At 70.1% G+C, this 24,728-nt stretch carries 26 protein-coding genes; 6 read left to right on the plus strand and 20 right to left on the minus strand.

Annotated features, from left to right (window positions below):
- Positions 1-46: 46 nt before the first annotated feature.
- Positions 47-559 (minus strand): TetR/AcrR family transcriptional regulator, encoded by a 513-nt coding sequence (locus AB0K15_RS36320; RefSeq protein WP_364061171.1) that lies wholly within the window; start codon positions 557-559, stop codon positions 47-49.
- On the minus strand, positions 501-1,142 hold the full coding sequence (locus AB0K15_RS36325) for a GNAT family N-acetyltransferase (protein WP_364061174.1): 642 nt from the start codon (positions 1,140-1,142) through the stop codon (positions 501-503). The genes AB0K15_RS36320 and AB0K15_RS36325 overlap by 59 nt, the downstream gene beginning before the upstream one ends.
- 329 nt (positions 1,143-1,471) lie before the next feature.
- On the opposite strand from AB0K15_RS36325, the gene AB0K15_RS36330 reads away from it, so the two are divergent.
- From AB0K15_RS36330 to AB0K15_RS36345, 4 genes are all read left to right on the plus strand, one after another.
- Positions 1,472-1,894 (plus strand): hypothetical protein, encoded by a 423-nt coding sequence (locus AB0K15_RS36330; RefSeq protein WP_364061177.1) that lies wholly within the window; start codon positions 1,472-1,474, stop codon positions 1,892-1,894.
- Positions 1,895-2,141: 247 nt separating this feature from the next.
- The gene (locus tag AB0K15_RS36335) at positions 2,142-2,711 is read left to right on the plus strand and encodes a hypothetical protein (RefSeq protein ID WP_364061180.1); all 570 of its coding nucleotides are present in this window, start codon (positions 2,142-2,144) and stop codon (positions 2,709-2,711) included.
- A gap of 225 nt (positions 2,712-2,936) precedes the next feature.
- On the plus strand, positions 2,937-3,383 hold the full coding sequence (locus AB0K15_RS36340) for a helix-turn-helix transcriptional regulator (RefSeq protein ID WP_364061183.1): 447 nt from the start codon (positions 2,937-2,939) through the stop codon (positions 3,381-3,383).
- A 2-nt stretch (positions 3,384-3,385) separates the two neighbouring features.
- On the plus strand, positions 3,386-3,916 hold the full coding sequence (locus AB0K15_RS36345) for a toxin (protein ID WP_364061186.1): 531 nt from the start codon (positions 3,386-3,388) through the stop codon (positions 3,914-3,916).
- 140 nt (positions 3,917-4,056) lie between these two features.
- Here the strand turns inward: AB0K15_RS36345 and AB0K15_RS36350 are convergent, their stop codons facing one another.
- Positions 4,057-7,455, minus strand: coding sequence for an aminotransferase class I/II-fold pyridoxal phosphate-dependent enzyme (locus AB0K15_RS36350; RefSeq protein ID WP_364061189.1), 3,399 nt, complete (start codon positions 7,453-7,455; stop codon positions 4,057-4,059).
- 109 nt (positions 7,456-7,564) lie between these two features.
- Positions 7,565-8,506 carry an NAD-dependent epimerase/dehydratase family protein gene (locus AB0K15_RS36355; RefSeq protein WP_364061192.1) on the minus strand — a complete coding sequence of 314 codons (942 nt, stop codon included), beginning with the start codon at positions 8,504-8,506 and terminating at the stop codon, positions 7,565-7,567.
- 285 nt (positions 8,507-8,791) lie between these two features.
- Here AB0K15_RS36355 and AB0K15_RS36360 point away from each other — a divergent pair, with 285 nt between their 5' ends.
- Together AB0K15_RS36360 and AB0K15_RS36365 are read left to right on the plus strand one after the other, a co-directional pair.
- The gene (locus tag AB0K15_RS36360; RefSeq protein ID WP_364061195.1) at positions 8,792-9,502 is read left to right on the plus strand and encodes a TetR-like C-terminal domain-containing protein; all 711 of its coding nucleotides are present in this window, start codon (positions 8,792-8,794) and stop codon (positions 9,500-9,502) included.
- A 134-nt stretch (positions 9,503-9,636) separates the two neighbouring features.
- A complete protein-coding gene (locus tag AB0K15_RS36365) occupies positions 9,637-10,770 on the plus strand; it encodes an MAB_1171c family putative transporter (RefSeq protein ID WP_364061198.1) in 1,134 nt (377 codons plus the stop codon).
- A 27-nt stretch (positions 10,771-10,797) separates the two neighbouring features.
- Here AB0K15_RS36365 and AB0K15_RS36370 read toward each other — a convergent pair whose 3' ends face one another.
- The 16 genes from AB0K15_RS36370 to AB0K15_RS36445 form a co-directional block, all read right to left on the minus strand.
- Positions 10,798-11,445 (minus strand): DUF998 domain-containing protein, encoded by a 648-nt coding sequence (locus tag AB0K15_RS36370; protein WP_364061201.1) that lies wholly within the window; start codon positions 11,443-11,445, stop codon positions 10,798-10,800.
- 53 nt (positions 11,446-11,498) lie between these two features.
- Positions 11,499-11,828 carry a thioredoxin gene (gene trxA, locus AB0K15_RS36375; protein WP_364061204.1) on the minus strand — a complete coding sequence of 110 codons (330 nt, stop codon included), beginning with the start codon at positions 11,826-11,828 and terminating at the stop codon, positions 11,499-11,501.
- On the minus strand, positions 11,825-12,208 hold the full coding sequence (locus AB0K15_RS36380; RefSeq protein ID WP_364061207.1) for a MerR family transcriptional regulator: 384 nt from the start codon (positions 12,206-12,208) through the stop codon (positions 11,825-11,827). Before AB0K15_RS36380 ends, trxA begins: the two co-directional genes overlap by 4 nt.
- A 42-nt stretch (positions 12,209-12,250) precedes the next feature.
- Complete coding sequence (locus tag AB0K15_RS36385) at positions 12,251-13,438, minus strand: FAD-dependent monooxygenase (protein WP_364061210.1); 1,188 nt, start codon at positions 13,436-13,438, stop codon at positions 12,251-12,253.
- A 100-nt stretch (positions 13,439-13,538) separates the two neighbouring features.
- A complete protein-coding gene (locus tag AB0K15_RS36390; RefSeq protein WP_364061213.1) occupies positions 13,539-14,189 on the minus strand; it encodes a TetR/AcrR family transcriptional regulator C-terminal domain-containing protein in 651 nt (216 codons plus the stop codon).
- Between the two features lie 10 nt (positions 14,190-14,199).
- The gene (locus AB0K15_RS36395; protein ID WP_364061216.1) at positions 14,200-14,682 is read right to left on the minus strand and encodes a MarR family winged helix-turn-helix transcriptional regulator; all 483 of its coding nucleotides are present in this window, start codon (positions 14,680-14,682) and stop codon (positions 14,200-14,202) included.
- 40 nt (positions 14,683-14,722) lie between these two features.
- Positions 14,723-15,067, minus strand: coding sequence for a hypothetical protein (locus AB0K15_RS36400; RefSeq protein WP_364061219.1), 345 nt, complete (start codon positions 15,065-15,067; stop codon positions 14,723-14,725).
- Positions 15,064-16,515, minus strand: coding sequence for an AMP-binding protein (locus tag AB0K15_RS36405; protein ID WP_364061222.1), 1,452 nt, complete (start codon positions 16,513-16,515; stop codon positions 15,064-15,066). The genes AB0K15_RS36400 and AB0K15_RS36405 overlap by 4 nt, the downstream gene beginning before the upstream one ends.
- 141 nt (positions 16,516-16,656) lie before the next feature.
- Positions 16,657-17,133, minus strand: coding sequence for a MarR family transcriptional regulator (locus tag AB0K15_RS36410; protein WP_364061225.1), 477 nt, complete (start codon positions 17,131-17,133; stop codon positions 16,657-16,659).
- 27 nt (positions 17,134-17,160) lie between these two features.
- Positions 17,161-18,996, minus strand: coding sequence for an asparagine synthase (glutamine-hydrolyzing) (gene asnB, locus AB0K15_RS36415; RefSeq protein WP_364061228.1), 1,836 nt, complete (start codon positions 18,994-18,996; stop codon positions 17,161-17,163).
- A gap of 163 nt (positions 18,997-19,159) precedes the next feature.
- Positions 19,160-19,750, minus strand: coding sequence for a TetR/AcrR family transcriptional regulator (locus tag AB0K15_RS36420; protein WP_360594985.1), 591 nt, complete (start codon positions 19,748-19,750; stop codon positions 19,160-19,162).
- A gap of 22 nt (positions 19,751-19,772) precedes the next feature.
- Complete coding sequence (locus tag AB0K15_RS36425) at positions 19,773-21,077, minus strand: ABC transporter substrate-binding protein (protein ID WP_364061231.1); 1,305 nt, start codon at positions 21,075-21,077, stop codon at positions 19,773-19,775.
- A complete protein-coding gene (locus AB0K15_RS36430; RefSeq protein ID WP_364061234.1) occupies positions 21,074-22,144 on the minus strand; it encodes a branched-chain amino acid ABC transporter permease in 1,071 nt (356 codons plus the stop codon). Before AB0K15_RS36430 ends, AB0K15_RS36425 begins: the two co-directional genes overlap by 4 nt.
- Positions 22,141-23,019 (minus strand): branched-chain amino acid ABC transporter permease, encoded by an 879-nt coding sequence (locus tag AB0K15_RS36435; protein WP_364061237.1) that lies wholly within the window; start codon positions 23,017-23,019, stop codon positions 22,141-22,143. The genes AB0K15_RS36430 and AB0K15_RS36435 overlap by 4 nt, the downstream gene beginning before the upstream one ends.
- Entirely contained in the window at positions 23,019-23,726 is a 708-nt protein-coding gene (locus tag AB0K15_RS36440; RefSeq protein ID WP_364061240.1) for an ABC transporter ATP-binding protein, read from the minus strand. Before AB0K15_RS36440 ends, AB0K15_RS36435 begins: the two co-directional genes overlap by 1 nt.
- Positions 23,719-24,522, minus strand: coding sequence for an ABC transporter ATP-binding protein (locus tag AB0K15_RS36445; protein ID WP_364061243.1), 804 nt, complete (start codon positions 24,520-24,522; stop codon positions 23,719-23,721). The genes AB0K15_RS36440 and AB0K15_RS36445 overlap by 8 nt, the downstream gene beginning before the upstream one ends.
- Positions 24,523-24,728 lie beyond the last annotated feature (206 nt).

Below are 24,728 nucleotides of genomic sequence, written 5' to 3' on the forward strand. Positions count from 1 at the left end.
AACTGTTCCCGCCGTGACTGTGGTCGGATTGGTAACCGACAACGCATCAGGCGAGCTTGCGGCGGCGCTTGTCCACGGCGCCGTCCAGCAGCGGCCGCAGCTCCTCGACGATCGAGTCGAGCGGGGCGACGTCGTGCTCGGCGCGCGCGAGCACGATCGCGCCCTCGAGAGAGCTGATCATCAGCACGGCCAGCGAAGCGGCGCGTGCGGCAGATACGCCCATCTGCTCCAATGCTTCGACGAGCGGTTTACGCCATTCGGCGAACGCGCCGGCCGCGCTCTCCCGCAGCTTTTCGCTCATCGCGGCGGAATCGGCGACCGTGGCGACGATCGGGCAGCCGTTCCCGAATCCCTGGTCTGCGAATTCGGCGCGCCACGGCGCGACCATCGCGGCGAAGAGGTTGCCCGGCGTCGCGTCTTCCAGCGATTCGGCATTGCGGCGCACGCGGCGCGCGGCGTACCGGCCCGCCCAGGCGACCGCTTCGGCGACGAGCTGCTCCTTACCCCCGGGGAAGTAGTGCTGCAGCGACCCCCGCGGCGCGTTCGCGTGGGCCACCACGTCCCGCAGGCCCGTACCGCCGACGCCCTGCGTCCGCAGCAGCTGCGCGGCGCTGAACACCATCCGGTCCCGCGCCGGCCTCTCCGACTCCGCCACCGACGACCTCCTTCATGACACCGGTCATGCTAGTCGGCACGACCCGTTCGAACTCCTTCTCGCCCCGCTCGAACGTCAGGACCGGGCGGAAGCCGTGCGCGCGCAGCAGGCCCTCGGCCGGCGTGTTGCCGACCTGGACGGTGGCGTGCAGAGTCCAGCCGGCCCAGCGGACGTCGTCGGTCACGCCGCGCACGAGCGCGCTCGCGATGCCGCGGCGACGCCAGGCGTCGGCCACGAGCACGCCGAGCTCGGCCCGGCGCTCGCCTTCCGGCACGAGGTTGACCAAGCCGACCGCGACATCGCCGACCTTCGCGACGAGGGCCTCGCCGGCGAGCAGGAACGCGCGGTAGCGCGCCAGGATCCAGTCCGGCGCCGGGCGCCCGGGCAGCATGAAGCGCCACGCGAGGCTCTCCGGCGAGCACGCTCGCACGAGGCTCTCGACGGCGCCGGCGGTCGCCGGCTCGACGGTCGTTATGACAGCTGTCATGACCCATGGGTAGCACGGTTTCCCTGATCGACTCACTATGACCGCCGTCATAGTGAGCGCTCACGCTGCCGACACGACCGGCCTCGACCGAGACCCACACCGCCCAGCCGAACGGTGGGACATGACCGGTTCCGGGTAATGCGATTTCACTTCCCGTGTCCACCATCACCCGGTGCGCTGAAAAATGCCGGCAATTCATGCGTCGAACACAATCCGTCGAGCCGTGAGCCTTATCGGGTGAAAACCGTTCCCAGAACCTTCCGACCTTGCGATTCTTCCCTATCTTCTAATCGAATCTTCTCGAAACAGTGCACGAAGGGGACGCGGTCATGACCCAGTCGATCGAAGCTCCGGCGAAGGAATTCTGCGTCGACTGGGAGATGGAGGGAAACGACGGCGGCCGCGTGAACGTCACGCTGTCGGGTCAGGTGAGCCTGCTCGACGGCAACCGCTTCTACAAGGTCGACGGCGTGCTCTACATCGCCGAAGGTGCGGAGTACTGCCGCCAGGTCGGCAACCCGCGCCTCCACGTCCGGCGCAACGGAGTGGAAGCGAGCGGCCGGCACTGGGGCTGGGAAGCGATCAGCTCGCGCAAGACCGCCAACCGCCTCTGCACCATGGACGGATACTTCGTGCGCACCGGTTACTGGGCCCCGTCCGACCGGTCGATCCAGCTGAGCATCGTGGCGGAGCACGGCATCACACGACGCAAGTCGTACAGCACCACCGCGACCGTCCGGCTCGTCGACTGACACCGGTTTCCGGGCTCCGCATTCAACGCACGGCGAGCATCGGGCAAGTCGATCACGACGCGAAGTGACGGCGTTCACCCACAAGTGGGGTGACCACCTTGAGCGTGCTGAGGAACACACTGTTTTCCCAGGAAAACCAAAGAAAACGTTGTGCTGGACACAGCGCGCGCGGGCGTGTAAGAGGACCATGGTGTTCATGCGGAACAAGGCCCGGGCTGGCAGACCACCTCTTCTCTTCACTCGTTTCTTGCGACGACTGGGGTTCGCGCGCAATCCGCTCGTGCGGCGCTCCGACCGGATCGAGGGTCTCCTCGCCGGCCTGGCCGCGCTGATCGCGATCTTGGCGCTCCCGCTCGTGGTGCTGCTCGGCAAAGCCGATGCCTCCCACGAGACCGCGGCGTCGGACGCGCAGCTTCAGGCGCGCCACCAAGTGACCGCGACCGTGCTCGCGCCCGCGCCGAAGCCGGCGTCGACGGGCGACAGCGCCCCGATCTCCCACAGCTCTCGCGTGCTCGCCAGCTGGCGGCTGCCGAACGGCTCGCCGCAGACCGGCGTCGTGACGGTGCCCGCGGGCGCCGGCAACCCCGGTTCGCAGGCGCCGATCTGGCTGGACGACAACGGCAAGCAGACCACCGCCCCGCTCACCCACGCCGACGCGGTGACCAACGGCGTGCTCGTGGCCACCTTCACGTGGCTGTGCGCGATCGGCCTGCTGGCCGGCGCGTTCTGGATCGCCCGGCGCGTACTCGACCACCGGCGCGCGGTGCGCTGGGCCGACGAATGGGCGCAGCTCGCCGGCCCGGAGGCAGTTCGCTGAATCCGGCTGCCTCCGGGCCCGGCCGGCGGACCGGCGGAGCGACACCCCCAGCGCCGCCCCGCGGCAGTGCAACGCCTACCGCTAAGCCTGTGTTGGCGAGTTAACTAACAGCTAACTCGCGCTGCTCACAGTCTTGTGCAGGGGAGCTCTGATTGTCAACTGTCAGCTAATCTGGGATAGTCGACCTAGCTGAGAGCAATCAGTCGCTGACCGGAGGGGGCGGACATGTCCAGTGACTCGAGTGATGACACTCGGCCGACGTTGGCCGCCAGGCTCGACGATCTGTTCCGCACGGTGCGTCCGCAGGGCAAGCACTGGACGAACGCCGAGGTGGCCGCCGAGCTGAAGCGCGAGTCGCCGGAGCTGAAGGTCGGCTCGGTGTACCTGTCGCAGCTGCGGTCGGGCAAGCGCACCAACCCGTCGCAGGAGCTGCTGGCGGCGCTGGCGAAGTTCTTCGGGGTGTCCGTCGCGTACTTCTTCGACGAGAAGGTGGCGGGCGACGTGCTGGGCGAGCTGGCCGCCCTCGAGGCGATGCGGCAGGCCGGCGTGCGTGCGGTCGCGATGCGCGCGGCGGGGATGCGTGAGGAGAACCTGCAGGCGATCACCACGATCATGGACCAGTACCGCCAGATGCAGGGCCTGCCGCCGGTCAGCGACGAAGCGGCGGGCTGAGCATGGCGGAGGAGCGTCGAGACCAGCTCAAGCGGATGCGCGAAGAGGGCGCGCGGCGGATCGCCGAGCTGGACCTGCCGGAGGGTTGCGACCTCCCGACGCTGTGCGAACGGCTGGGCACCATCCGCGAACGGCCCATCACCCTCGTGCCGATGCCCATGCCGGCCTCCCACCCGTGCGGCATGTGGGTCGCGGCGCAACAAGAAGACCTCATCTTCTTCGACGCCAACACCACCGGCGCACACCAGGAGCACATCATCTTGCACGAGCTCGGTCACATCATCTGCTGCCACCGCGGCTCGGGCCTGCTCGACGACGAGAGCGCCCGGTCCCTGTTCCCCAACCTCGACCCGGACATCGTCCGCGACATGCTGATGCGCGCCACCTACGACGACGCCCAGGAGCAGGAGGCGGAGATCATCGCCTACCTGCTCTCCGAGCGGATGGGCGTCGCACCGGCTCCGGCTCCGGCCGCGAAGATCCCGGCGGCGGAGGAGAAGCCGATCGACCGGATCGAACGGATGCTGCTTTAGGCGCTCGTGAGCTCCGGGCTGGCTGCGCACTTTGAGGAGCTTGGTTTCGCGCGGCTCCGTGGGTCGGGGATGCCCGGCTCCCGGCGAGTTCGGATGGGCGCAACACCAGTGGCCGCGCCGGCAAGAACCGGCGCGGGCGCTCACCGCTGAGCCCGCAGCCGGGCGAGTTCCGTGGCCACCGTTGTCGTCGTGTACTGCAGTTGTGTGGGGTCGTGGTCGGTGGTGAGGAAGAAGCGCAGGCGGGTTTGGGATTCGTCGACGGCCGGGTGGAGGATCGGGTCGACGATGATGCCGCGGTCGTAGAGGGTGCCGGCCAGGCGGAGGGTCGTGGTGGAGTCGCCGATGACGCAGGGGACGATGGGGGTCGCGGAGGCCGAGCCGGTGGGCAGGCCCGCCGCCTGGGCCAGCCGCAGGAACGAGCGCGAGTTTTCGCGGAGCCGCGCCAGGCGCGAGGGTTCCGCGCGCAGGACGCGCAGGGCGGCGAGCGAAGCGGCGGCGCTGGCGGGCGTGAGGCCGACGCTGTAGACGAAGCCCGGCAGCGAGTAGCGCAGCCACCGGACCGTGCGCGACGAGCCGGCCAGGTAGCCGCCGCAGCCGGCGAGGGACTTGGAGAGCGTGCCCATCCAGAGGTCGACGTCGGACCGCTCGACATCGAAGTGCTCGCCGACGCCGGCGCCCGTGGTGCCGACCGTGCCGATGCTGTGGGCCTCGTCGACCATCAGCAGGGCGCCGTAGCGCTTCTTCACCTCGATCAGGCCCGGCAGGTCGGCGAGGTCGCCGTCCATGCTGTACGCGCCCTCGACCACGATGAGCACGCGGCGGAAGCGCGCCCGCGTGCGGCGCAGGATGTCTTCGAGCTGCGCGACGTTGTTGTGCGGGAACGGGCGGCGCGTCGCGCCGGAGAGGGTGCAGCCCTGCAGGATGCTGTCGTGCGCGAGCGAGTCGTGGACGATGAGGTCGCCGGGGCCGACGAGGTGGCCGATGGCGCTCACGTTGGTGGCGTGGCCGCTCACCAGCGCGAGGCAGTCGTCCGTGCCGAGGAACGCCGCCAGCTCCGACTCCAGCCGACGCGTGAGGTCGCGGTCGCCCGCGAGCAGGCGGCTGCCCGACACCGAGCTGCCATAGCGTTCCACGGCGTCGTGCACCGCAGCCGTCACTGCGGGGTGGCCGGACAGCCCCAGGTAGTTGTAGCTGGAAAACGACAGGTACTGCCGGCCGCCGACGGTCGTCGTGCTGGTCAGCAGCCCCTGGTGCTTGCGGAAGTACGGGTTCGGCACGCCGAGGTCCGAGAACTCCCGCAGCCGCGCGTCGATCGCCGCGGCCTCGGGGAAGTCGTCGATCGACGCCGTGGCCGGGTCGAACGCGAAGGTCTCCGAAGCCGGCAGCGCGGGCACCGGCACCGCCGGCGTGATGAGCCCCGCGACCGCACCGACCGTGACACCGCGTTCCTGCTCGATCCCGAACCGCTGTCCGGGGAAGCGCTTACGGAGGTTGGCTTCCAGCTCCGTCAGCATGAGGGAGTCGAACCCGAGATCGTCGATCAACGCCTGCCCGGCGCACAGGTCACCGACCGGGAACGCACTCGTGCGCGCGACCTCCTCCAGCACCACGGCCAGCACGTCCCGCGAAGCCGGAATCCCCGGTGACTCAACGAGTTCCACCGCCACCGAACCACTCAGAGGCGGCAACGACCGTGCCTTCGCCCGCTTCGCCTCGTCGACGACCCAATGGTTACGCGGGCTCAGCGGGCTCGGCGGCAGCGTGCACGGCGGCGTCCGGCCGATCGCGGGCCGCAGCCCGGCGCCGGTCACCGCCAGCGCGGCCAGCTCCGGCAGCGGCAGCTCCGGCGCGGGCACCTCGGCGCCCGGCGCCACGACACCCGCGTACGTCGCCGGCGCCAGCTCCCCCGTCGACCCGGATTCCAGCGCGACGGACGCCGCCACCAGCTTCGACACCGCATCGGCGGCGTCGTCGGCCACCACGGCGAGCCGTTCGGCGAGCAACGTGCGGCGCGCCAAAGTGGACGCCACCGCGGCCGGCGGCAAGGGCTCGCGCGAGAGGACTTCCGCGACCTCACGCGCGTGCCGGGCCAAGCCCGCGCGGTCGCGCGCGGTCAGCAGCAGCAACTGCGGGACGGCCGGAGAAACCGTTGGTGCCACGGGAGATTCCTCGATCACCACGTGCGCGTTCGTCCCGCCGAAGCCGAACGCGCTCACCCCCGCGCGGCGCGGGCCATCGGCCCTCCACGGCGTCATCTCGCCGGCCACCCGCAGCCCGGCCTCGTCCAGCGCCAGGTGCCCGGCGGGCTCGAAGTCCGGCTGCGGCAGAATCTGTCCCTTGTGGACCGACAGCACCGACTTGATCAGCCCGGCGATCCCGGCGGTCCCGAGTGAATGCCCCACCACGGACTTCGCAGCGCCGAGGTACGCGGGCGTGGTCGCATCGCGGCGCAGCTCGCCCAGCGCGTTGATCTCCACGTCGTCGCCCACCGACGTCGCCGTGCCGTGCGCTTCCAGGTACCCGACGGAGCCGGGCTCCACGTCGGCGTCGCGGTACGCGCGCCGCAGCGCCAGCAGCTGGCCCGCCTCCTGCGGCATCATGCCGCCCTTGACCGTGCCGTCGTTGGACAGCCCGACGCCGCGGATCACCGCGTAGATCCGGTCGCCGGCGGCCTGCGCGTCGGCCAGCGGACGCAGCACGAGCACGCCGGCGCCTTCACCCAGCACGAACCCGTCGGCCCGGCTGTCGAACGGCCGGCACTCGCCGGTGCGGGAAACCGCGCCGATACGGCACAAACCCACCAGCAGGTCCGGCGTGAGCACCAGCTGCGCGCCACCGGCCACGGCGATGCGGCAGCGGCCCGCCCGCAGCGCGAACACCGCGTTGGCCACCGCCGTGAGGCCGCCGGAGCAGGCGGCGTCGAGTGCGTAGCTCTCGCCGTGCAGGTCGAACACCGAGCTGATCGAGCTCGGGCCCATGTTGAGCAGCAGCCCGGCCATGGCCGTGGCGTGCAGGCCGCCGACGGCCGAACCCGCCTCGGCCAGCTCGGCACCCGCCGAGCGGCCGAACTCGCCGCCCGCGAGCTGCCGCAGGCGAAGGTGAAGCGTGCTCATCTCGCGGTAACCGCTGTCGGACAGCGACATGATCACCGACGTGTCTTCGCGCTCGAAGCCGCCAGCCTCCCAGCCGGCGTCCTGCAGCGCTTCGCGGGTGAGGTCGACCAGCAGCCGGTGCTGCGGGTCGAGCGACTTCGCGCGGCGCGGCGGGATGCCGTAGTGCCCGGCGTCGAAGTGGCCCACGTCGTCGAGCAGCGCCATCTTGTCGGAGTACGCGGCCGAGGTGTCCCGGAAATCGTCGTGGTAGAACGAGTCCCGGCGCCACCTCGAATCCGGGACGGTCCTGAACTGAGGTTTCGGCTCGCTGAGCAGATCCCAGTACTCGTTCACGTTCCGAGCGCCGGGAAAACGGCACCCGATACCGACAATAGCGATGTCCGGTCGATTTCCGATTTTGTGCGCAGCAGATCCCCAAGACGCCATGACAGAACTTCCTCGCGCCGATCGCCCACCCAGTAGGTGAGAGATTGCCCCGTGGCGATCGGATTTTCAAGAGCGTCCAGGAATTCGTGCGAAAATCCCCGACCGCGGGTCAACCCTCGGTAGCCGACCGATCACGCCACCAGTTGATCGTCGCCGCCGCCTGCTCGCGGAGCGGGGTGGCTTCCTCGCCCGAGAATTCCGTGAAGGCACGGGAATCCACCACGAACGGACGGTCGAACTGGTAGCGCACCTCCTGCAGTTCTCGCAGCAAGGGTGAAACAGCGGCGGCCAGTCGCAGCAACGGCGCCGGAAGCCGTTGTACGCCGACCGGCGGCACACTCGCCGCTTCGCACAGCACGCCGACCATCACGCGCGACGACCGAGCCGGCAGCGTCGGCACGTGCCAGGCGCGGCCCCACGCCTTCTCCTCCGCGGCGACGCGCACCAGCGTGCGCGCGACATCCGGGATGTAGGTCCAGCTGTGCGGCGCGTCCGGGTCGCCCATCACCTGGACCTTGCGCCCCTTGAGCACCGCCGGCACCACGCGCGAGCCCAGGTGCCCGCCGTCGGTCACGCCCGGGCCGAAGAAGTCCGACGCCCGCACCTCGGCAGCGCGAATCCGGCCCTGCTCGTGCAGATCGTGCAGCTGCTTCCACAGCTGCACGCGCACGCGGCCCTTGGGTCCCGTCGCCTCGAGCGGCAGGTCCTCGGTGATCGGACCTTCGACGGGCCCGTAGCCGTACAGGTTCCCCAGTGCCACGAGCACGGCGCCGGTCGCCTCGGCCGCCGCGGCGGTGGCGTCGGCCAGCGGCGGCCAGTCGCGCGTCCACCGGTGGTACGGCGGGCTCGCGCACTGGTAAATCGCGTCAGCACCTTCGGCTGCGGCGGTCAGCGCGGCGCTGTCGGTGGCGTCGAGCACTACGTGTTCGAGCCCCGGCTCCTCGGGCCGCGATGACCTGCCGATCACCTTCACCCGCTCGCCCCGTTCGGCGAGCAGCCTCGCCGTCGCCGCCCCCGCCGGGCCGAACCCGATCACCACGTGAAGACTCATGCGCCACACCATAGTCAGCCCGGTGAGCGGGATTCGCTTTTCAGGTATCCGTAACTCCGGGTTCACCGCGAACTTCTTCGGACAGTTGTCCGTAAACCTCTCGGACGCCTGGGAGCCCACCGTGAACGTGCCCGGAAAAGGCCCGCGATTAATCCGATTCACAGGGACTTCTCAGTGCTCTTCTCTCGAGTCTTCCCGGTGGCCGGAGCCGCTTTTCGGACCCTAGGCGGCCGACGGGCGTTGGTGTAGGGTCGCCGATCATGGACAGTTCCGACAAGGATGCCTATGTCTTCTGAAGATCTCCCCCGGCTCGTCAAGGACACGGCTCGCCGTCAGCTCGCCGAGACCGGTGCGACCGGCCTGACGCTGCAGACGGTGGCCGTCGGGAGTGGCGTGACCGTGGCCGAGGTGCAGCCGGTTTTCGGAGATCGTGACGATCTCCTGACCGCATTGATCATCGACGCTTACAACGCCTCGGGCGAGGCCATGGAACAGGCCGATCCCGGCGAGCGGGAAACGGATCCCGGCGCGCGCCTGCTGGCCGTCACCCGCGCATTGCGCGAATGGTCGCTCGCGAACCCGGCCGAGTTCGCCTTGCTCTACGGCTCGCCCGTGCCCGGCTACGCCGCGCCGGAGACCACAGTGGGCCCGGCGTCGCGCACGCCCGCCGCGCTCGCCGTGGTGCTGCGTTCCGCGCTGGCGGCCGGATCCCTCACGCCGCCGAGCCGGCCGTTGCCCGGTCCGACGCTCGTGACCGCCGAGGCCGTCGCGCTCTTCGGCGGACAGCCCGAGGCTCCGTACGGCGATCTGCTCGAACGCGGGATCGTGCTGTGGAGCAACCTGATCGGCCTGCTGGTGTTCCAGGTGTTCAGCCGCACGCACGACAGCGTTGCCGACCAGTCGGCCTTCTTCGACTACGCGGTGGCCGTGGCCGCGGAAGCCGTCGGTCTGGCCGTGCCGCTCGAAGGCAGCCGGCGCGAGGCCGTGAACGCCTGAATCTCGAGTTACTCATCCGGCCAGAAGTAGGCCGCCCCCCCACGCGGCGCGTAACCGTTGCTACGAAGCCATTCGGCCGTGACTGTGGTCGGATTAGTAACAATCGATACAGTACACAACTGGGGTGGTCTGGTGTGAACGCGCTGAAGATCGTGCTCTTCGCGTCGTCCGCGGTGTCGTCGTACGCCGCGTTCCTCTACAAGCTCGCGTCGATCCGGCGCGGCTGGGGTGACATCGGGTACGTCACGATGATGGTGACGCTGGTGCTGCAGTGCCTCACGTTCACGATGGGTGCGGTGTCGCTCAGCGTCGTGACGTTCTTCGGCGTGCAGAACCTGGCCATCCTCGTCCTGCACCTCTCGGCGGTCGCCTACTGCATCAGCGCGCAGATCCTGCTGATGCAGTGGGCGAACCCGCTCTCGGAGGTGCGGCGCGCGATCCGGGCGTGGATCATCGCCGGCGTCGTGCTGTGCGTGGTGCTCACGGTGCTGTTCTTCATCGGCAACCGACCCGGCACGCCGGCGTCGGCGTTCGGCACCGGCAGCAGCGATCCGGTCATCCTCGTCTACCTGTTGCTGTTCATCGTCTCGCAGGCCGTGCCGTGCGTGACGATCTACCGCCAGTGCATCCCGTACGCGCGAAGCACCACGAAACCGTGGCTGCGCCGCGCTTTGCGGATGCTCGCGGTCGGCGCGGTGGTGCTGTTCCTCTACTGCGCCGCGCGCACGGTGAACATCGTGAGCCCCATGTTCGGCCTGTCGGTCGGGCCGTGGGCGATCGCCGCGTCGTTGTTCAGCGCGCTCGGCATCGTGATCGTGTCGCTCGGGCTGACCATGCCGTCGTGGGGCGGGCACGTGTCGAACCTCCTTGCGTGGGGCCGGAACTACAGCTCCTACCGCGCGCTCTACCCGCTGTGGCACTCGCTCTACGAGTCGTCGCCGGGCATCGCGCTGGAGCCGCCGTCCAGCGCCGACCGCCAGTGGTCCGACCTGCACTACCGCCTGCACCGGCGCGTGATCGAGATCCGCGACGGCTGGCGGGCACTGCGGCCGTACATGGACCGCACCGAGTCCTCCCCGGCCGAAGCGGCGAACCAGGCGCTGGTCGAGGCCACGAAGATCAAGCACGCGCTCCGGGCGAAGAACTCGGGCGTCACCCCGGCGCACAGCCACGACAACGGCAGCTTCGACGACCACGACGCCAAGACGTTCGCCGCGGAAGTCGAGTGGCTGACCCAGGTTTCGGCCGCCTACGGCCGGCTGAACTGAACCACTTTCGTCCGAAGTGGACCGCGGTCAGGCCTGGACCAGTTCGCCGCGGTCGTGTGGCAGGTCGGCCAGCAGCGCCTCACCCTTCACCAGCCACGAGACGCCGAACGCGATCACCGCGAGGGATTCCAGCCACACCGTCGGGTGCAGTGAAGCCGTCGCCGCGCCGAAGAAGAGCGCGTCGATGACGATCAGCGCCAGCGCCACCAGCATCACGCCACCGCACACGCGGTAGACGACGTTGCGCACGGCTTTGCGTGAGGTCGGCGACGGATCGGCGGACTTGGTGAACAGGAAGAAGCAGAAGAACGCCAGCGTCAGGAAGAAGATCGCGGCGAACACGAGGTGCGCCATGCCGATCGCGCGCTCGGTGCCCGTCGGCGAGGCCGGGCTGGTCGGGAAGAGCGCGACGCCGATGGCCGCGACCGCCGCGACGTTGCCGGCGATGTCGTCGATCCGCCCGTAACCCCGGTAGGAGACGAGGAAAACGCCGATGGCGCACATCGTGCCGACGAAGACATTGCGCGTGTCGGTGTAGTAGTAGCCGCTGAGCGAACCCTGCAGGCCGCCGCCTTGCAGCAGCTGCTTGCCGAGGATCACCACGAACGGCAGCGCGAGGCCGAGCACGCCGATCGCGCGGCGGAGGAAGAGGAACGAGCGCACAAGGGTGTTCACGGTTGCCTCCCCGGTCTGGTCCACCACCATCTTCTACCGGGTCGGCGAGGTTTTCACAGTGCGACAGGCGTGGTTCCCAAAACGTTGTCGAGATCGGCGAGCAGCCGGGTTTTCGAACGGGCGCCGACAATGGTGTGCACCGGTTCGCCGCCGCGGAACAGGATGAGCGTGGGCAGCGACATGACCTGGTACTTCCGCGCCGTCTCAGGGTTGAGATCGGTGTCGATCTGGTGCACCGTCAGGGAATCCGCCCGCTCGGCCGCGATCTCGGCCAGCACCGGCGCGATCATCCGGCACGGCGGGCACCACTCGGCCCAGAAGTCCACGAGCACCGGCTTGTCGTGGTCGAGGACGTCGGCGGCGAAGGTCGCATCGGTGGTCATCGGGTCTCCTCGGCAACGCAGGGGTCGCGCCGGGCCGAAGCCTCGGCGAGCTTGTCCATCAGCGCGGTCCGCACGGCACCGAGGTCGGCCAGGCACTTCTCGACTTCCTCGAGCTTGCGCCGGTACACCTCGACCGAGGCCGGGCAGGCGTCGCCGGACTCGTGGCCGGTGCGCAGGCAGTCGACGAACGGGCGGGTGTCTTCGAGGGTGAACCCGACCGTGCGCAGCGTCTGGATCTCGCTGACCAGCCGCAGGTCGTCCTCGTCGTATTCCCGGTACCCGTTCGCCGACCGCCCCGCCGGCAGCAGCCCCTGCGCCTCGTAGAAGCGCAGCGCCCGTGGTGTCGTCCCCGCCCGCCGGGCGAGCTCGCCGATCCGCATGCGTCCGACGGTAGACCTTGCCGTGCGCGTCAAGGCAACCTCTCAGCCCGCGACCTTGCCGGTGTACTCCCGGTACTGCACCGCGTTCGCCGCCCGGGTGCTCATGTAGTCGAACACCTTGCTGAACAGGGGGCCGGTCAGCATGCGGTACATCCGGTTGCGGCTGCGCAGCTTCTTCTCGTTCTCCGGCACGAGGAACCCACCCGAGCCGGCCCCGTTCTTCTGGCCGATGTGCGCCGGCTTGCGCAGGCGCTGCTCGTACTTCTCGAACGCGGCCACGTGGTCGCCGTTCGCGGCCGCCAGCTCCCCTGCGAGGATCTGCGCGCCCATCATCGCCAGTCCCGTGCCGGAGCCGCCGGGGCCGGCGCACCACGCGGCGTCGCCGAGCAGCACCACGCGGCCCTTCGACCACTTGTCCATGCCGATCTGGCCGATGGTGTCGAAGTACAGGTCCGGCGCGGCGTCGATCGCGCTCAGCAGCCGCTGCATCTCCCAGCCCGCGCCGGCGAAGACGTCGGCCACGATCTCCTTCTGCCGTTCGGGGTCCGGTCGGCCGTAACCACGCGGGTCGCCGCGGAAGTAGAGGATGACGGTCACGGTGTCGCCGTCGCGGCCGCTGTAGACCATCGCGCCGCGGCCCGGCTCGTTGAAGATCAGGCCGCTGTGGTCGAGCCCGAGGTGGTTGGGCGCGCTGAACGCGGCGACGTGGTAACCGAGGTCCTTGCGGAACCGCGCCTCCGCGCCGAACGCGGCCGTACGCACCCCCGAGTGCACACCGTCGGCGCCGACCACGAGGTCGAACCGGCGGGGCGCGCCGTGGCGGAAGGTCACCTCGACGCCGTCGGCCGTCTCGGTGACCGACGTGACGCGGTCGCCGAACACGTACTCGGTGTAGTCCCGGGTGCGCTCGTAGAGGATGCGGGCGAGGTCGCCGCGCAGGATCTCGAGCTCGCCGCTGGCGAACGAGCTGGGCACGGTCACGATCGGCCGGCCCGCAGAGTTCAGCAGCAGCTGGTCGCCCATCGCGGTCTCGTACTTGCGCAGCTCCTCGGTGAGCCCCATCGCGTCGATCAGCTTCATCTGCTCGCCACGGAAGTCCACGGCCTGGCCACCGGGGCGCAGCTCGGGCGCCGCCTCGACGACGGTCACGGAGTAGCCGTGGTGGTGCAGCCAGAAAGCGGCCGACGGCCCTGCCACGCTGGCACCGGAAACGAGCACGGTCTTGGTCATCGCTGGAGTCCCTTCTCGGGTTCGGCTTTCGATGACGCAAGACTGCGGCGCGGCGCTGACCACGCCCGCACGGTGCGCTGACGATGGTGGTGCGCGCTCGTCAGCGCAGGCCGCGAACGCCCGCGACCAGCAGGTCGACGCCGCGGGCGAAGTACGAATCCTCGTCGCCACACGCGGCGAGCGCGTCAGCCGCGGCCGAGACGTTCGGGAAGCGCTCCGGCGACAAAGCGGCCAGCGCGACCCGCTTGCGCTCCACGGCCTCCTCGCGCGAAGCCGCGGGGTGGACGTCGGTGGCGCCGGGCTCGGCCGTCACGAGGGTGATGCTGGCGCACAGCAGGTAGCCGCCGAGCTCCGCGGCTTCTTCGGCCGTGAAGCCGGCTTCGCGCAGCAGGCCGAGCACGTGGTCGGCCACGGTGAGGCCGGCATCGGACTCGAGGATGCGCGGCGGGACGAGGTCCGCGACAGCGGGGTGCGGGCGCACGGCGGCCAGCACCGCCACGAGCGCGGCCCGCAGCCGCGCGTCCCAGGGACCGTCGGGATCCGGCAGCGAGACGTCCGCCAGCAGGCGTTCGGCCAGGCCGGCCACGAGCTCGTGCTTGTCCTTGAAGTGCCAGTACAGCGCCATCGGCGTGACGCCGTGGTCCTGCGCGAGGCGGCGGATCGTCAGCGCTTCGAGACCTTCGCGATCGGCCAGGGCGAGCGCGCCGTCGACGATCGTTTCGCGGCTGAGCTTCTCGCGCGTTTTGGCCACGAATCCGACTTTACCTCGTACAGGGGCCGTCTTCGTCGTCCGCATTCAGGCGCGAGACCATGCGGTCGAAGACGCGTTCCAGCACCTCGAGCTCGTCGGGTTCGACCTGCTCGAAGAAGTACCGCCGCACGGTCTCCACGTGCTCGGGCGCGGCCGCCTCGATGGCTTCGCGCCCGGCCGGCGTGAGGCGCACCATGGCGCCGCGCGCGTCGTCCGAGCAGTCTTCGCGCGTGACGAGGCCGCGTTTCTCCATCCGGCTCACGTGGTGCGACAGCCGGCTGCGGTCCCACCGGATCTGCATCCCGAGGTCGCGCATGCGCAGCACGTCACCGGGCGCCTCCGAGAGCGGCACCATCAGCGTGTAATCCGGGCCCGAAAGCCCCGCGTCGCGCACGAGCTGCCGGTCGATGGCACCGTTCAGGGACCGCTGGAGCTGGTGGAACACCTTCCAGACGTGCAACTCGCGCTCGTCGAGCCAGCGTGCGTCCCTCATGGCGGGAGTCTACCCAATTTGTTGACGTATCACCAAATGATCACCCCGCGACGATCACCGCGGCGTCCGCTTCACCAGCGTAAAGACGCTCGACGAACGCCACACGGCGGGCCAGCACTCGACGCTGGTTGAGGTAGCCCTTGTCCGTGATCTCGCCCGCGTCGAGGTCCGGTGGCTCGGCCAGCACCACGAGCCGCTCGACGCGGCCCGCCGACCCCGCCGCGGCGTTCATCGCCGCCAGCAGCTTCCCCACGTGCGCGCGCAGCTCGGCGTGCACCACGCAGCCGTCCGAGGCCTCGAGCGAACCCGCGAACAACGCCCGGGCTTCGGCCTGGTTGAGCCAGGCCAGCGCACTGACGTACGAGCGGTTCTCCCCCGCGATCACGGCGTCGGACAGCGGGGCACGGCCGAGAGCAACGCCGTGCGCAGCGCGCCGACGCGGACGAAGGTGCCCGTGTCGAGCTTGAAGTCCTCCGCGATACGGCCGCCGAACAGCAGCCCGGAGTCGGGGTCGTCCGAGGCCGGCACGGCGGCGTCGCCTGTGCGGTAGAAGCCTTCCTCGTCGAAGGCCGCGGCCGTGAGGTCGGGCCGGTGCAGGTAGCCGGGCGTCACGGAGGCGCCGCGCACGCGGATCTCGCGCGCCTCGCCGACGGGCGCGAGCTTGACCTCGAGCCCGGGCAACGGCACACCGATGCACCGCGAGTCGTCGAACGGGAAGTGCGCGCTCGTCACGGCGGGCGCGGTCTCGGTCGCGCCCCACGAGCTCGTCAGCGGCACGTCGGCACCGGCTGCCCTGGCCGCGTCCGCCAGGCGCGTGCGCAACGCCGCCGGCAACGCGGCCGCCGCGTTGAACAGCAACCGCAGCCGAGAGAAGAACACGCGCGCGAAGTCGGGATCCTGCTCCAGCACGGGCACCAGCTGCGCGTAGCCGGCGGGCACGTTGAAGTACAGCGTGGGCTGCGCCGAGCGCAGGTTCTCCAGGCTGCGGCCGAACAGCTGCGGCGCGGGTTTGCCGTCGTCCACGTAGAGCGTGCCGCCGTTGTGCAGCACCAGATCCACGTTGTGGTTGCCGCCGAAGGTGTGGCTCCACGGCAGCCAGTCGACGAGCACGGGCCGCTCCTCGCCCAGGAACGGCCACGCCTGCCGGATCGACTGCTGGTTCGCGCACAGCATCCGGTGCGTGTTCAGCACGCCCTTCGGCGAACCGGTGGAGCCGGACGTGAAGAGGACCTTCGCGAGCGTGTCCGGTCCGGTCGCGGCGTACGCGGCTTCGAGCTCCGGGCCCGGCGAAGTCGTCAGCAGATCGTCGAGGGATTCCGCGCCCGGCACGGCGTCGGTCTCGCGAGCCAGGACTACCGCAGGCCCCTCGACGGCGGCGAGCGCCTTCGCGAACGGACCACCGTCCTCGGCGAACACCAGGCCCGGCTTCAGCACCTTCGCGATCTCGCGGATCCGCGCGTGGTCGCCGCTGAGCAGGGAGTACGCGACACTGATCGGCGCCACCGGCACACCGGCCGTCAGCGCGCCGAGCGTGAGCACGAGGTGCGCGACGGAGTTGCCCGACAGGATCATCACCGGCCGGTCCGGCCCCAGGCCGCGGTCGAGCAGCGCCTGCCCGAGCGCGTCGGCGCGGCGGCGGACCTCGCCGTAGGTCAGCGCCGCCCAGCCCTCGCCGTCGCGTTCGGCCACCAGCGGGTGATCGGGGCCCACGCGCGCCCAGTCCCGCAGCATCGTGGCCACGCTGCGCGGATAGGCGCCCAACGGATCACGCGAGCGGAAGACGACGCTCCCGTCCGGCCGGTCCTCGCGTTCGACGTCGGGTTCAGCGAACATTCGACCGTCTCCTCCTCGAGACCGCGCTGCATCTCACGCTGGTCTGCCGCCGGCTACGAACCGACCACAGCCACGGCGGGAACGGTTGCCAGACGAGGCGACCGCCGGTGAGTACCCGCCTGCTTTTGATCGGCTTCGTAACTATTGCGGCTCGCGAGGAATTTGTCGAACATCAGTTTCCGCGCCGTCGGTCATCCGGCGCAGCACCGCGCCCGCCTTGAGCAGCAGCTCGACCTCGTCCTGTTCGAGGTCGCCGAACCGCTCCACGAGCACCCGTGACTCATCGCGCACCACGGCGCCGAGCCGCCGCCGGCCCTGCTCGGTGAGGTGCACGTAGCTCACGCGCTTGTCGCCCGCGTCGGCCGCGCGCGCGACGAAGCCGGCCTCCTCCATGGCGTGCACGACCTTGGTGGCCGTGGGCTGGGAACAGCCGACCTCCTCGGCGAGCGTCCCGATGCGCAGGGGTCCGGAGCGGGCCAGCTTGGCGAGCACCAGCAGCTGCGTGCGCGGCAGGTTGTCGGGCGGCGCGGCCCGGTGCAGCTCGCGCAGCAGCCGGTACAGCGACAGCACGAACTGGAACGCCTCGTCGGCGTCGACGTCCGGCGACTCGCCCGCCATGGCCCGCTCCTCACCCTCGTGGTCACCTCACCGGATGCGCAGCTCCGGTGAGTACAGATCGAACCAGGTCGCGAAGTTCAGCACACGCTCCACGAGTGGCCGGAGGAAGGGCACGGTGTCCTCCCGGGCAAGCAGCCTCGTCACCAGGCCGCGGTCGAACAGGTCGAACACGGGGTGCGCCGGCGCGGCCAGCAGGTCGCCGACCTGGTCGCGCAGGGCTTCGAGGTACTTCGGGTCCTGGGTCGACGGGTACGGGCTCTTGACCCGTTCGGCCACCGACACCGGCAGGACGTCGCGGGCCGCCGCGCGGAGCAGGCTCTTCTCGCGGCCGTCGAACGTCTTCGCCGTCCACGGCGTGTTGTAGACGTACTCCACGAGCCGGTGGTCGCAGAACGGCACGCGCACCTCGAGGCCGGTCGCCATGCTCAGGCGGTCCTTGCGGTCGAGCAGGATGCGCACGAACCGCGTGAGGTGCAGGTAGCCGATCACGCGCATGCGACGCTCGTGCTCGGTCTCGCCGGGCCGCGTGCCGGCCTCCGCGACCGCCGCCGAGTACGAGTCGCGCAGGTGGGTGGCAAGGTCCAAAGAGGACCGCACGCCCTCGGCGAAGATCTGGCTCACCCCGCGTTCGCCCGACTGCAGCCGCCGCGCGAGCCACGGGAAGGTGTCGGCCTGCTGCACCTTCGGGTCGTGGAACCACGCGTAACCACCGAAGACCTCGTCGGCCGACTCACCGGACAACGCGACAGTGGAGCGCTCGCGGATCGCGCGGAACAGCAGGTACAGGGAGCCGTCCATGTCCCCGAGCCCCGTCGGCAGGTCGCGAGCCCGCACCACGGTCCGGCGCACGGCCGGGTCGGCGAGCTCGGCCGAGTCGAGCACGATGTCCTGGTGCATCGAGCCCACGTGCTCGTGCACGTCACGCACATACGGCGCGTCCGGAGTGGACCGCAACGCGTCCGGCACGAAGTTGTCCTCCTGCCCCACGAAGTCCACCGCGAAACTGCGCACCCGCTCGTCCTGGTCGGCCAGCTGCCGCGCCGCCAGCGCGGTGATGACGCTGGAGTCGAGGCCTCCCGAGAGCAGCACGCAGCGCGGCACGTCGGCCACGAGCTGGCGGCGCACGATGTCGTCGAGCAGCTCGCGCACATGCTGCACGGTCACGCCGATGTCGTCGGGGTGCTCGGCCGGCTGGAGCTGCCAGTAGCGGCGCACCTTCAGGCCGGTGCGGTCCAGCGTCACGACGGTGCCGGGCTCGACCTCGCGCATACCCGCCCACACCGCCTGGCCGGGGTTCTTGGTGAACGACAGGACCTCGCGCAGGCCGTCGGTCTCCACGACGGGCCGGATCTCGGGGTGCGCGAGGATCGCCTTGGGCTCGGAGCCGAACAGCAGCCCGTCGCCGTGCAGCGAGTAGTACAGCGGCTTGATGCCCATCCGGTCGCGGATCAGGACCAGGCGCTCCTCGCGCGGGTCCCAGATCCCGAACGCGTACATGCCGTTGAGGCGTTCGGCCAGGCCGGTGCCCCATTCCAGGTAGCCGCGCAGCACCACCTCGGTGTCGCTGCCGGTGGTGAACCGGTGCCCGCGCGCCTGCAGCTCCGCGCGCAGTTCGGCGAAGTTGTAGACCTCACCGCTGTAGGTCAGCGCGACCGTGCCGCCGGCCTCGGCCGTCATCGGCTGCGTGCCCAGCTCGAGGTCGATGATGGCCAGGCGCCGGTGGCCGAACGCCGCGTGGCGGTCGAACCACATCCCGCTCGCGTCCGGCCCGCGGCACGCCATGGTGGCCGTCATGGCCGCCACCGTCTCCCGCTCGGCCTCCAGGTCGCGGCCGTAGTCCACCCATCCCGTGATCCCGCACATGTCCAGCCCCCGGACTGCTCAGAGAGAAACATTCATAGGGAATGAAACTGGTGTACGAGCGCGAGCGCCACCCGGACGAACCGGACGGGCGCGTGCCGATCCGGCCGGGGCGCGGGGGTTTGCGCTGCTGGGGAGAGCTCGACAGTGACTTGGGTGACCTGCGTCACGAGGTGGGGTAGAGCCGGCCCATCAGTTCGAGGACCTCCTCGATCATCTGCCCCGCCTTCGCCTTCGAAGGAGCGGCCGCGACCTCGCGCCCGGCCTCCGTCGACATCGCGGTGAGGGAGAGCACGAGCATGTCCGAAAGCGGCCGGGTGTGGCCATTGACCAGCGTGGCGTTGGCCGTGAGCCACTCCCGGAACCGCTCGCGGGTGAGCAGGCCGAAGCCCGCCGGGCCGTTCCCGGACAGGAACAGCCGGGCGAGCTTGCGCTCCTGCCAGCACCCTTCGAGGTAGGCGCGCGCTCCGGAGATGTAGAGCCGGAGCGCGTCCTCCTCGCCCTGCGCCAGCGCCGTGCGGAACGCCTTGGCGGACCGGTGCTGCTGGCGGCGGTTGTATTCGTTGTAGAGCGTGATGTACAGATCGGACTTCGCGACGAAGTGGTGGTACAGGCTGCCGATGCTGGCGCCGGCCCGTTCGGCGATGGCGGCCATGCTCGCCTGGTCGTAGCCCGAAGCGGTGAAGACCTCACCGGCCGCCTCGAGCAGCGCCGCGCGGGTCGCTTGCGCCCGCTTGCTCCCTGTCGCCTCCGTCATGGCGTGATTGTGCCGGACGGACTCACGCCGCGGGGATGCCGTTGGCCGGAGCCTGAGGTTGCGGTTGTGTGTAGGGGGTCACGGGACCGTCGCCGTCGTCGGTCGTGAGCGGCGTTCCGGACGACACCTGCTTGCCGTCCTTGATGGTCGCGATCTGCCCGCCGGTGTAGCCCGCGTGCGAGTCGGCGCCGTAGCGGAACGGCACCAGGCCCGGCCCGGTGAGCCCGCCCTTCTTCAGCGCGTCGATCACGCCCTGGCGCGTCGGGTTCTGCCCGGCGCGGGCGAGCGCCTGCGTGAACGTGTAGGCGTAGGCCATGGCGTAGTAGACGTTGCCGTCGAAGGGGACGTTCGGGATGTACTGGTCATGGATCTTCTTGAACAGTGCGGTCCACGAGTTGCTCGTGTCGTCCAGCGGCGGCAGGTAGGCCGACGTCACCAGTCCTTCGATGAGGTCCTGGCCCTTCACCGACGAACCCGCCTGCTTGGCGAAGTTCTCCAGCAGCCCCGACACCGTGATCGGGTCGGCGCCCACACTGGACGCGACGAGCGTCGGCGAGTAACCGAGCTTCAACGACGTCAGCTTGAACAACGCGGTGTAAGCCGGGATCGCCTCGAGCACCACGACGTCGGCCTTCGACGCCGCGATCGCCGACACCTGCGCGGCCACGTCGGTGTTGCCCGGCTGGTACGGCTGGCGCGAGACGACGAGGCTCTGGTCGATGTACTTGTCGAGGCCCTTCATGCCGTCGCGGCCGAAGTCGTCGTCCTGGTAGAAGTACGCGACCTTCTTGCCGGCCAGGTTCTTCTTCACGTAGTCGCCGAGGATCTTGCCCTCCACCGTGTAGTCCGGCTGCCAGCCGAACGTGTAGGGATTCTTCTCCGGCTGGTCCCAGCAGGTGCAGCCGGACGCGACGAACAGGTCGGGCACGCGCGAGGAGTTGAGGAAGTCCACGACCTTGGTGTGCGTCGGCGTGCCGAGCGAGCCGACGATCGCGAACACCTTGTCCTGCAACACGAGCTGTTTGGTCAGCGTGACGGTCTGGGCCGGGTTGTAGGCGTCGTCGAGGTACTTGAGGGTGATCTTGCGGCCGTTGATCCCGCCGTTGGCGTTTACGTAGTCGAAGAACGCCTTCGCGGCCGGGCCCTGCTCGCTGTACCCCGGCGCGGCCGTGCCCGTGAGCGGGATGGTGGACCCGATGGTGACGCTGTCGGCGGTGATCCCGGGCGTGGACTCCGCGGCGTCGCCACCCGAGGCGCAGGCACCGGCGGTGAGGGCGACCACCGCGGCCAGGGCGACCACGACGGATGCTGGTCGGCGTACGGTCATCTTCTCGTCTCCTGACGGGTCTGGAGTGGACGGACGAAACGAGCCTTGAGCAAAGCGCCGAGTTTGCGGACCCCGGACTGGATGCCGCCGGGGAACGCGATGATCACCACGATCAGCACCAGCCCGTAGAGCACGAGCGGGATGTTCGCGTAGATCGCCCGGGGCAGGTCGGCCTGCTGCGCGAGGTCGGCGGTCCAGTTGGGCAGCAGAGTCACGATCACCGCGCCGTACACCGCGCCGGCGAGGCTGCCGAGCCCGCCGAGCACCGCCGCGGTGAGCAGGGACAGGGAAAGCGCCAGCGTGAACGCGCCGGGCGCGGCCAGGCTGTTGACGATCGCGAACAGCCCGCCCGCCAGGCCCGCGAACGCCGCGCTGATGCCGAACGTGACGATCTGCGTGCGGGCCACGTGCACGCCCGACAGGGCGGCGGCCTGCTCGTCTTCGCGCACCAACCGCATGTCGCGGCCGATCCGGCTGCGCGTGAGGTTGGCGAGCAGGAACAACGTGACCACCAGGCAGAAGCCGCAGATCCAGGCCTGCCAGCGTTCGAGCGGGAAGGTCTCGCCGAGGGAAAGCGGAGGCGGGTCGGAGGTAACGATGAGGCCGTTGGCGCCGCCGAGGAGCTCGCGCAGGCCGTGGTAGTCGGCCAGCGAAGGCAGGCCGACGGCGAGCGCGAGCGTCGCACCCGCCAGGTACGGGCCACGAAGCCGCGCCGCCGCCACGCCGACCAGCGAACCCAGCGCGCCACCGACGACCACCGAGCCGAGCAGCACGAGCACGAGCGGCCAGTCGAGGTGTTCCAGCAGCAACGCCGTGGTGTAGGCGCCGACGGCCACGAACGCACCGTGGCCGAGGGAGATCTGGCCGGACAGTCCGGAGAGGACAGTCAGGCCCGCCGTCGCGATGGCGGTGTAGCAGATCTGGGCGAACTGGAGGTTCGCGAACGAGTCGAGCGAGGTCGTCACGAAGTACAGCACGATCAGGCCCAGCACCGAGAGCGTGAGGTGGCGGACCAGCGTGGACCGCTGCCAGACGCGGACCGGTGCCGCCGCGGCGAGCGCCGTCATACCCGCCTTCCCTTCGTCGAACCGAACAGCCCTTGCGGACGCAGCATCAGCACCCCGATGAGGACGACGAGCGAGGCCAGCGTGACGATGTCGGACCCGAGGTAGCCGGCCACGTAGCTGAGCACGATGCCGAGCGCGAGCCCGCCGACGACGGCGCCCGGCGGGCTGTCGAGGCCGCCGATCACCGCCGCGGTGAAGCCGAACACCAGCACCGCGTCGAACGCCGTGGGGCTCACGAACGTGCTGGGCGCGACGAGCACCCCGGCGATCGCGCCGACCGCCGCCGCCAGGGCCCAGCCGACGGTGAGCATCCGCCCGACGCGCACGCCGAGCAGGCGCGCGACTTCCGGCGCGAACGCCGAGGCCCGCATCCGCAGGCCGAGGTTCGTCTTGCGGAACACCAGCGCCAGCACCGCCATCACGACCAGGACCACGAGCACGATCCACAGGTCGTTGGGCGCGAACAGCAACTGCCGGTCACCCGCCTTGAACCCGGCGATGCCGAACGCCGGCGGGTACGAGCGCGGGGTGCCGCCGAAGAGCATCCCGGCCACACCCTGCAGCAGCACGAGCAGGCCGAAGGTGACCACCACCGCGTCGAGCGGTGATCTCTTCTCCACCGGCCGCACGAGCACGCGTTCCACCACGGCGCCGAGGATCAGTCCACTGAGGACGGCCACGATCAGCGCCAGCCAGTAGGAGCCGCCGTGGGAGACGATGGTGTAGGCGATGAACGTGGTGATCATCAGCATGCCGCCCTGCGCGAAGTTCACGATCCGCGTGGAGCGCCAGATCAGCACGAGCGCCAGCGCGACGGCCGAGTACACGGCCCCGCTGGTGAGCCCGGCGAGGGTCAGGTCGAGGAAGCGGCCCATCACACCTCCAGGTAGGCGCGGCGCACGCGGTCGTCGGCCGCGAGGGTGTCGGCGGTGTCGTCGGCGACCTTGCGGCCGAGGTGCAGGACGACGGCCCGGTCGGCGACCGACAGCGCGGTCGCCGCGTTCTGTTCCACCAGGAGCAGCGTGAGGCCGTTCTCCTCGCGCAGCGTCCGCAGCACGGCCACGATCCGGGCCGAAACCCGTGGTGCGAGGCCGAGTGAGGGTTCGTCGAGCAGGAGCAGCTCGGGCCGGCTCATCAGCGCGCGGCCGATGGCGAGCATCTGGCGTTCACCGCCGGAAAGCGCTTCCGCACGCTGGTGGCGGCGTTCGGCCAACGGGGGGAACAGGTCGTACATCTCGCCGGTGCCCGCTTTGAGCCACTGGCGCTCGCGCCGCCACAGGCCGCCGAGGCGCAGGTTTTCCTCCACCGTCAGCTCGGCGATCACGCCGCGGCCCTCGGGCACGTGGGCGACGCCGAGGCGGACGAGGTCCTCCGGGGCCAGGCGGGTGATGTCGTGGCCGTCGAGCAGCACGGCGCCGTCACGCGGGCGGTGCAGACCACTGAGTGCCCGCAGCAGCGTGGTCTTGCCGGCGCCGTTCGAGCCCAGCACCGCGGTGATGGATCCCCGCTCCACCACCAGGTCCACGTGGTCGAGCGCCCGCACCGGGCCGTAGTCGACGACGAGGCCGCTGACGTCAAGCATGCGCACCGCCTTGTGCGGCTGTCACCGGGTCGCCGAGATACGCCCGCTGCACCTGCGCGTCGGCCCGCACCTGCGCCGGCGTACCGCGGGCGATGACCTCACCGAAGTCGAGCACCACGAGCCGGTCGCACAGGTTCATCACGAAGTCCATGTGGTGCTCGACGAGCATCACGGTCGTCGCCGGCGCCAGGCCGCGGACGAGGTCGGCCAGCTCGCCGACCTCCGTCGCCGACAGGCCGGCCGCCGGTTCGTCGAGCAGCAGCAACCGGGGCTCGCTCACCAGGGCGCGGGCGAGAGCGACGCGTTTGCGCACCCCGTAGGGCAAGCCGGCGCAGATCCGCTTCGCGTCACCGTCGATCCCGAGCTCGCGCAGCACCTCCAGCGCGCGGGCGGCGAGGGCGCGTTCGTCGCGGTCGGCCCAGGGCGACGCGAGGAGCGCGCCGCCAATGCTCGTGCGGGAGCGGTGCGTAGCGCCCGCGACCACGTTGTCCAGCACCGTCAATCCGGCGAACAGACCGAGTCCTTGCAACGTGCGGGCGATGCCGTGGCGCGTGAGCCGCTCGGGTCGTGGGCGCTCGAGGGCTTCACCGGCGAAGGTGATCGTGCCGGAGTCGGGCCGGACGAACCCGCAGATCGTGTTGAACAGCGTGGTCTTGCCCGCGCCGTTCGGGCCGATGACGCCGAGTACACACCCGGCGTGGACCTCCAGCGAAACTTGCCTGAGCACTTCGAGCCCGCCGAAGGAGACGCAGAGCCCCTCCGCGCGCAGGAGTACAGGATCCTCGACCACGCTCACCCCACCGCCTCGTTGCAGTGACACCGGCAAAGCAGAATCCGATTCGGACGCGACGAACAGTACAGACATCTCCCTGGCTTGCCCAGACCTGTTATCGGGCCGAGTTCGCGGTTACCGAAGCTTGATCCAGCGGGGATGATCAACGGGGTGGCCGAATGTTGTTCTGGCTAAGTAATGCGTGCTATACCCGGCACTTGCGTGGCACC

The sequence above is a fragment of the Amycolatopsis sp. NPDC049253 genome (genome assembly GCF_040678995.1).
Lineage (GTDB): Bacteria > Actinomycetota > Actinomycetes > Mycobacteriales > Pseudonocardiaceae > Amycolatopsis.

Excerpts from the sequence above, each read along its gene's own strand:
- AB0K15_RS36395 (WP_364061216.1), bottom strand. The coding sequence starts at position 14,682 with ATGAGGGACGCACGCTGGCTCGACGAGCGCGAGTTGCACGTCTGGAAG.
- AB0K15_RS36380 (WP_364061207.1), bottom strand. The coding sequence starts at position 12,208 with ATGCGGATCGGCGAGCTCGCCCGGCGGGCGGGGACGACACCACGGGCG.
- AB0K15_RS36340 (WP_364061183.1), top strand. The coding sequence starts at position 2,937 with ATGTCCAGTGACTCGAGTGATGACACTCGGCCGACGTTGGCCGCCAGG.
- AB0K15_RS36385 (WP_364061210.1), bottom strand. The coding sequence starts at position 13,438 with ATGACCAAGACCGTGCTCGTTTCCGGTGCCAGCGTGGCAGGGCCGTCG.
- AB0K15_RS36425 (WP_364061231.1), bottom strand. The coding sequence starts at position 21,077 with ATGACCGTACGCCGACCAGCATCCGTCGTGGTCGCCCTGGCCGCGGTG.
- AB0K15_RS36430 (WP_364061234.1), bottom strand. The coding sequence starts at position 22,144 with ATGACGGCGCTCGCCGCGGCGGCACCGGTCCGCGTCTGGCAGCGGTCC.
- AB0K15_RS36345 (WP_364061186.1), top strand. The coding sequence starts at position 3,386 with ATGGCGGAGGAGCGTCGAGACCAGCTCAAGCGGATGCGCGAAGAGGGC.
- AB0K15_RS36330 (WP_364061177.1), top strand. The coding sequence starts at position 1,472 with ATGACCCAGTCGATCGAAGCTCCGGCGAAGGAATTCTGCGTCGACTGG.
- AB0K15_RS36350 (WP_364061189.1), bottom strand. The coding sequence starts at position 7,455 with ATGGCGTCTTGGGGATCTGCTGCGCACAAAATCGGAAATCGACCGGAC.
- AB0K15_RS36435 (WP_364061237.1), bottom strand. The coding sequence starts at position 23,019 with ATGGGCCGCTTCCTCGACCTGACCCTCGCCGGGCTCACCAGCGGGGCC.
- AB0K15_RS36325 (WP_364061174.1), bottom strand. The coding sequence starts at position 1,142 with ATGACAGCTGTCATAACGACCGTCGAGCCGGCGACCGCCGGCGCCGTC.
- AB0K15_RS36440 (WP_364061240.1), bottom strand. The coding sequence starts at position 23,726 with ATGCTTGACGTCAGCGGCCTCGTCGTCGACTACGGCCCGGTGCGGGCG.
- AB0K15_RS36360 (WP_364061195.1), top strand. The coding sequence starts at position 8,792 with ATGTCTTCTGAAGATCTCCCCCGGCTCGTCAAGGACACGGCTCGCCGT.
- AB0K15_RS36405 (WP_364061222.1), bottom strand. The coding sequence starts at position 16,515 with ATGTTCGCTGAACCCGACGTCGAACGCGAGGACCGGCCGGACGGGAGC.
- asnB (WP_364061228.1), bottom strand. The coding sequence starts at position 18,996 with ATGTGCGGGATCACGGGATGGGTGGACTACGGCCGCGACCTGGAGGCC.
- AB0K15_RS36420 (WP_360594985.1), bottom strand. The coding sequence starts at position 19,750 with ATGACGGAGGCGACAGGGAGCAAGCGGGCGCAAGCGACCCGCGCGGCG.
- AB0K15_RS36410 (WP_364061225.1), bottom strand. The coding sequence starts at position 17,133 with ATGGCGGGCGAGTCGCCGGACGTCGACGCCGACGAGGCGTTCCAGTTC.
- AB0K15_RS36355 (WP_364061192.1), bottom strand. The coding sequence starts at position 8,506 with ATGAGTCTTCACGTGGTGATCGGGTTCGGCCCGGCGGGGGCGGCGACG.
- trxA (WP_364061204.1), bottom strand. The coding sequence starts at position 11,828 with ATGACCACCGATGCGACCTTCGCCGCCGACGTCCTCGACCACGACAAG.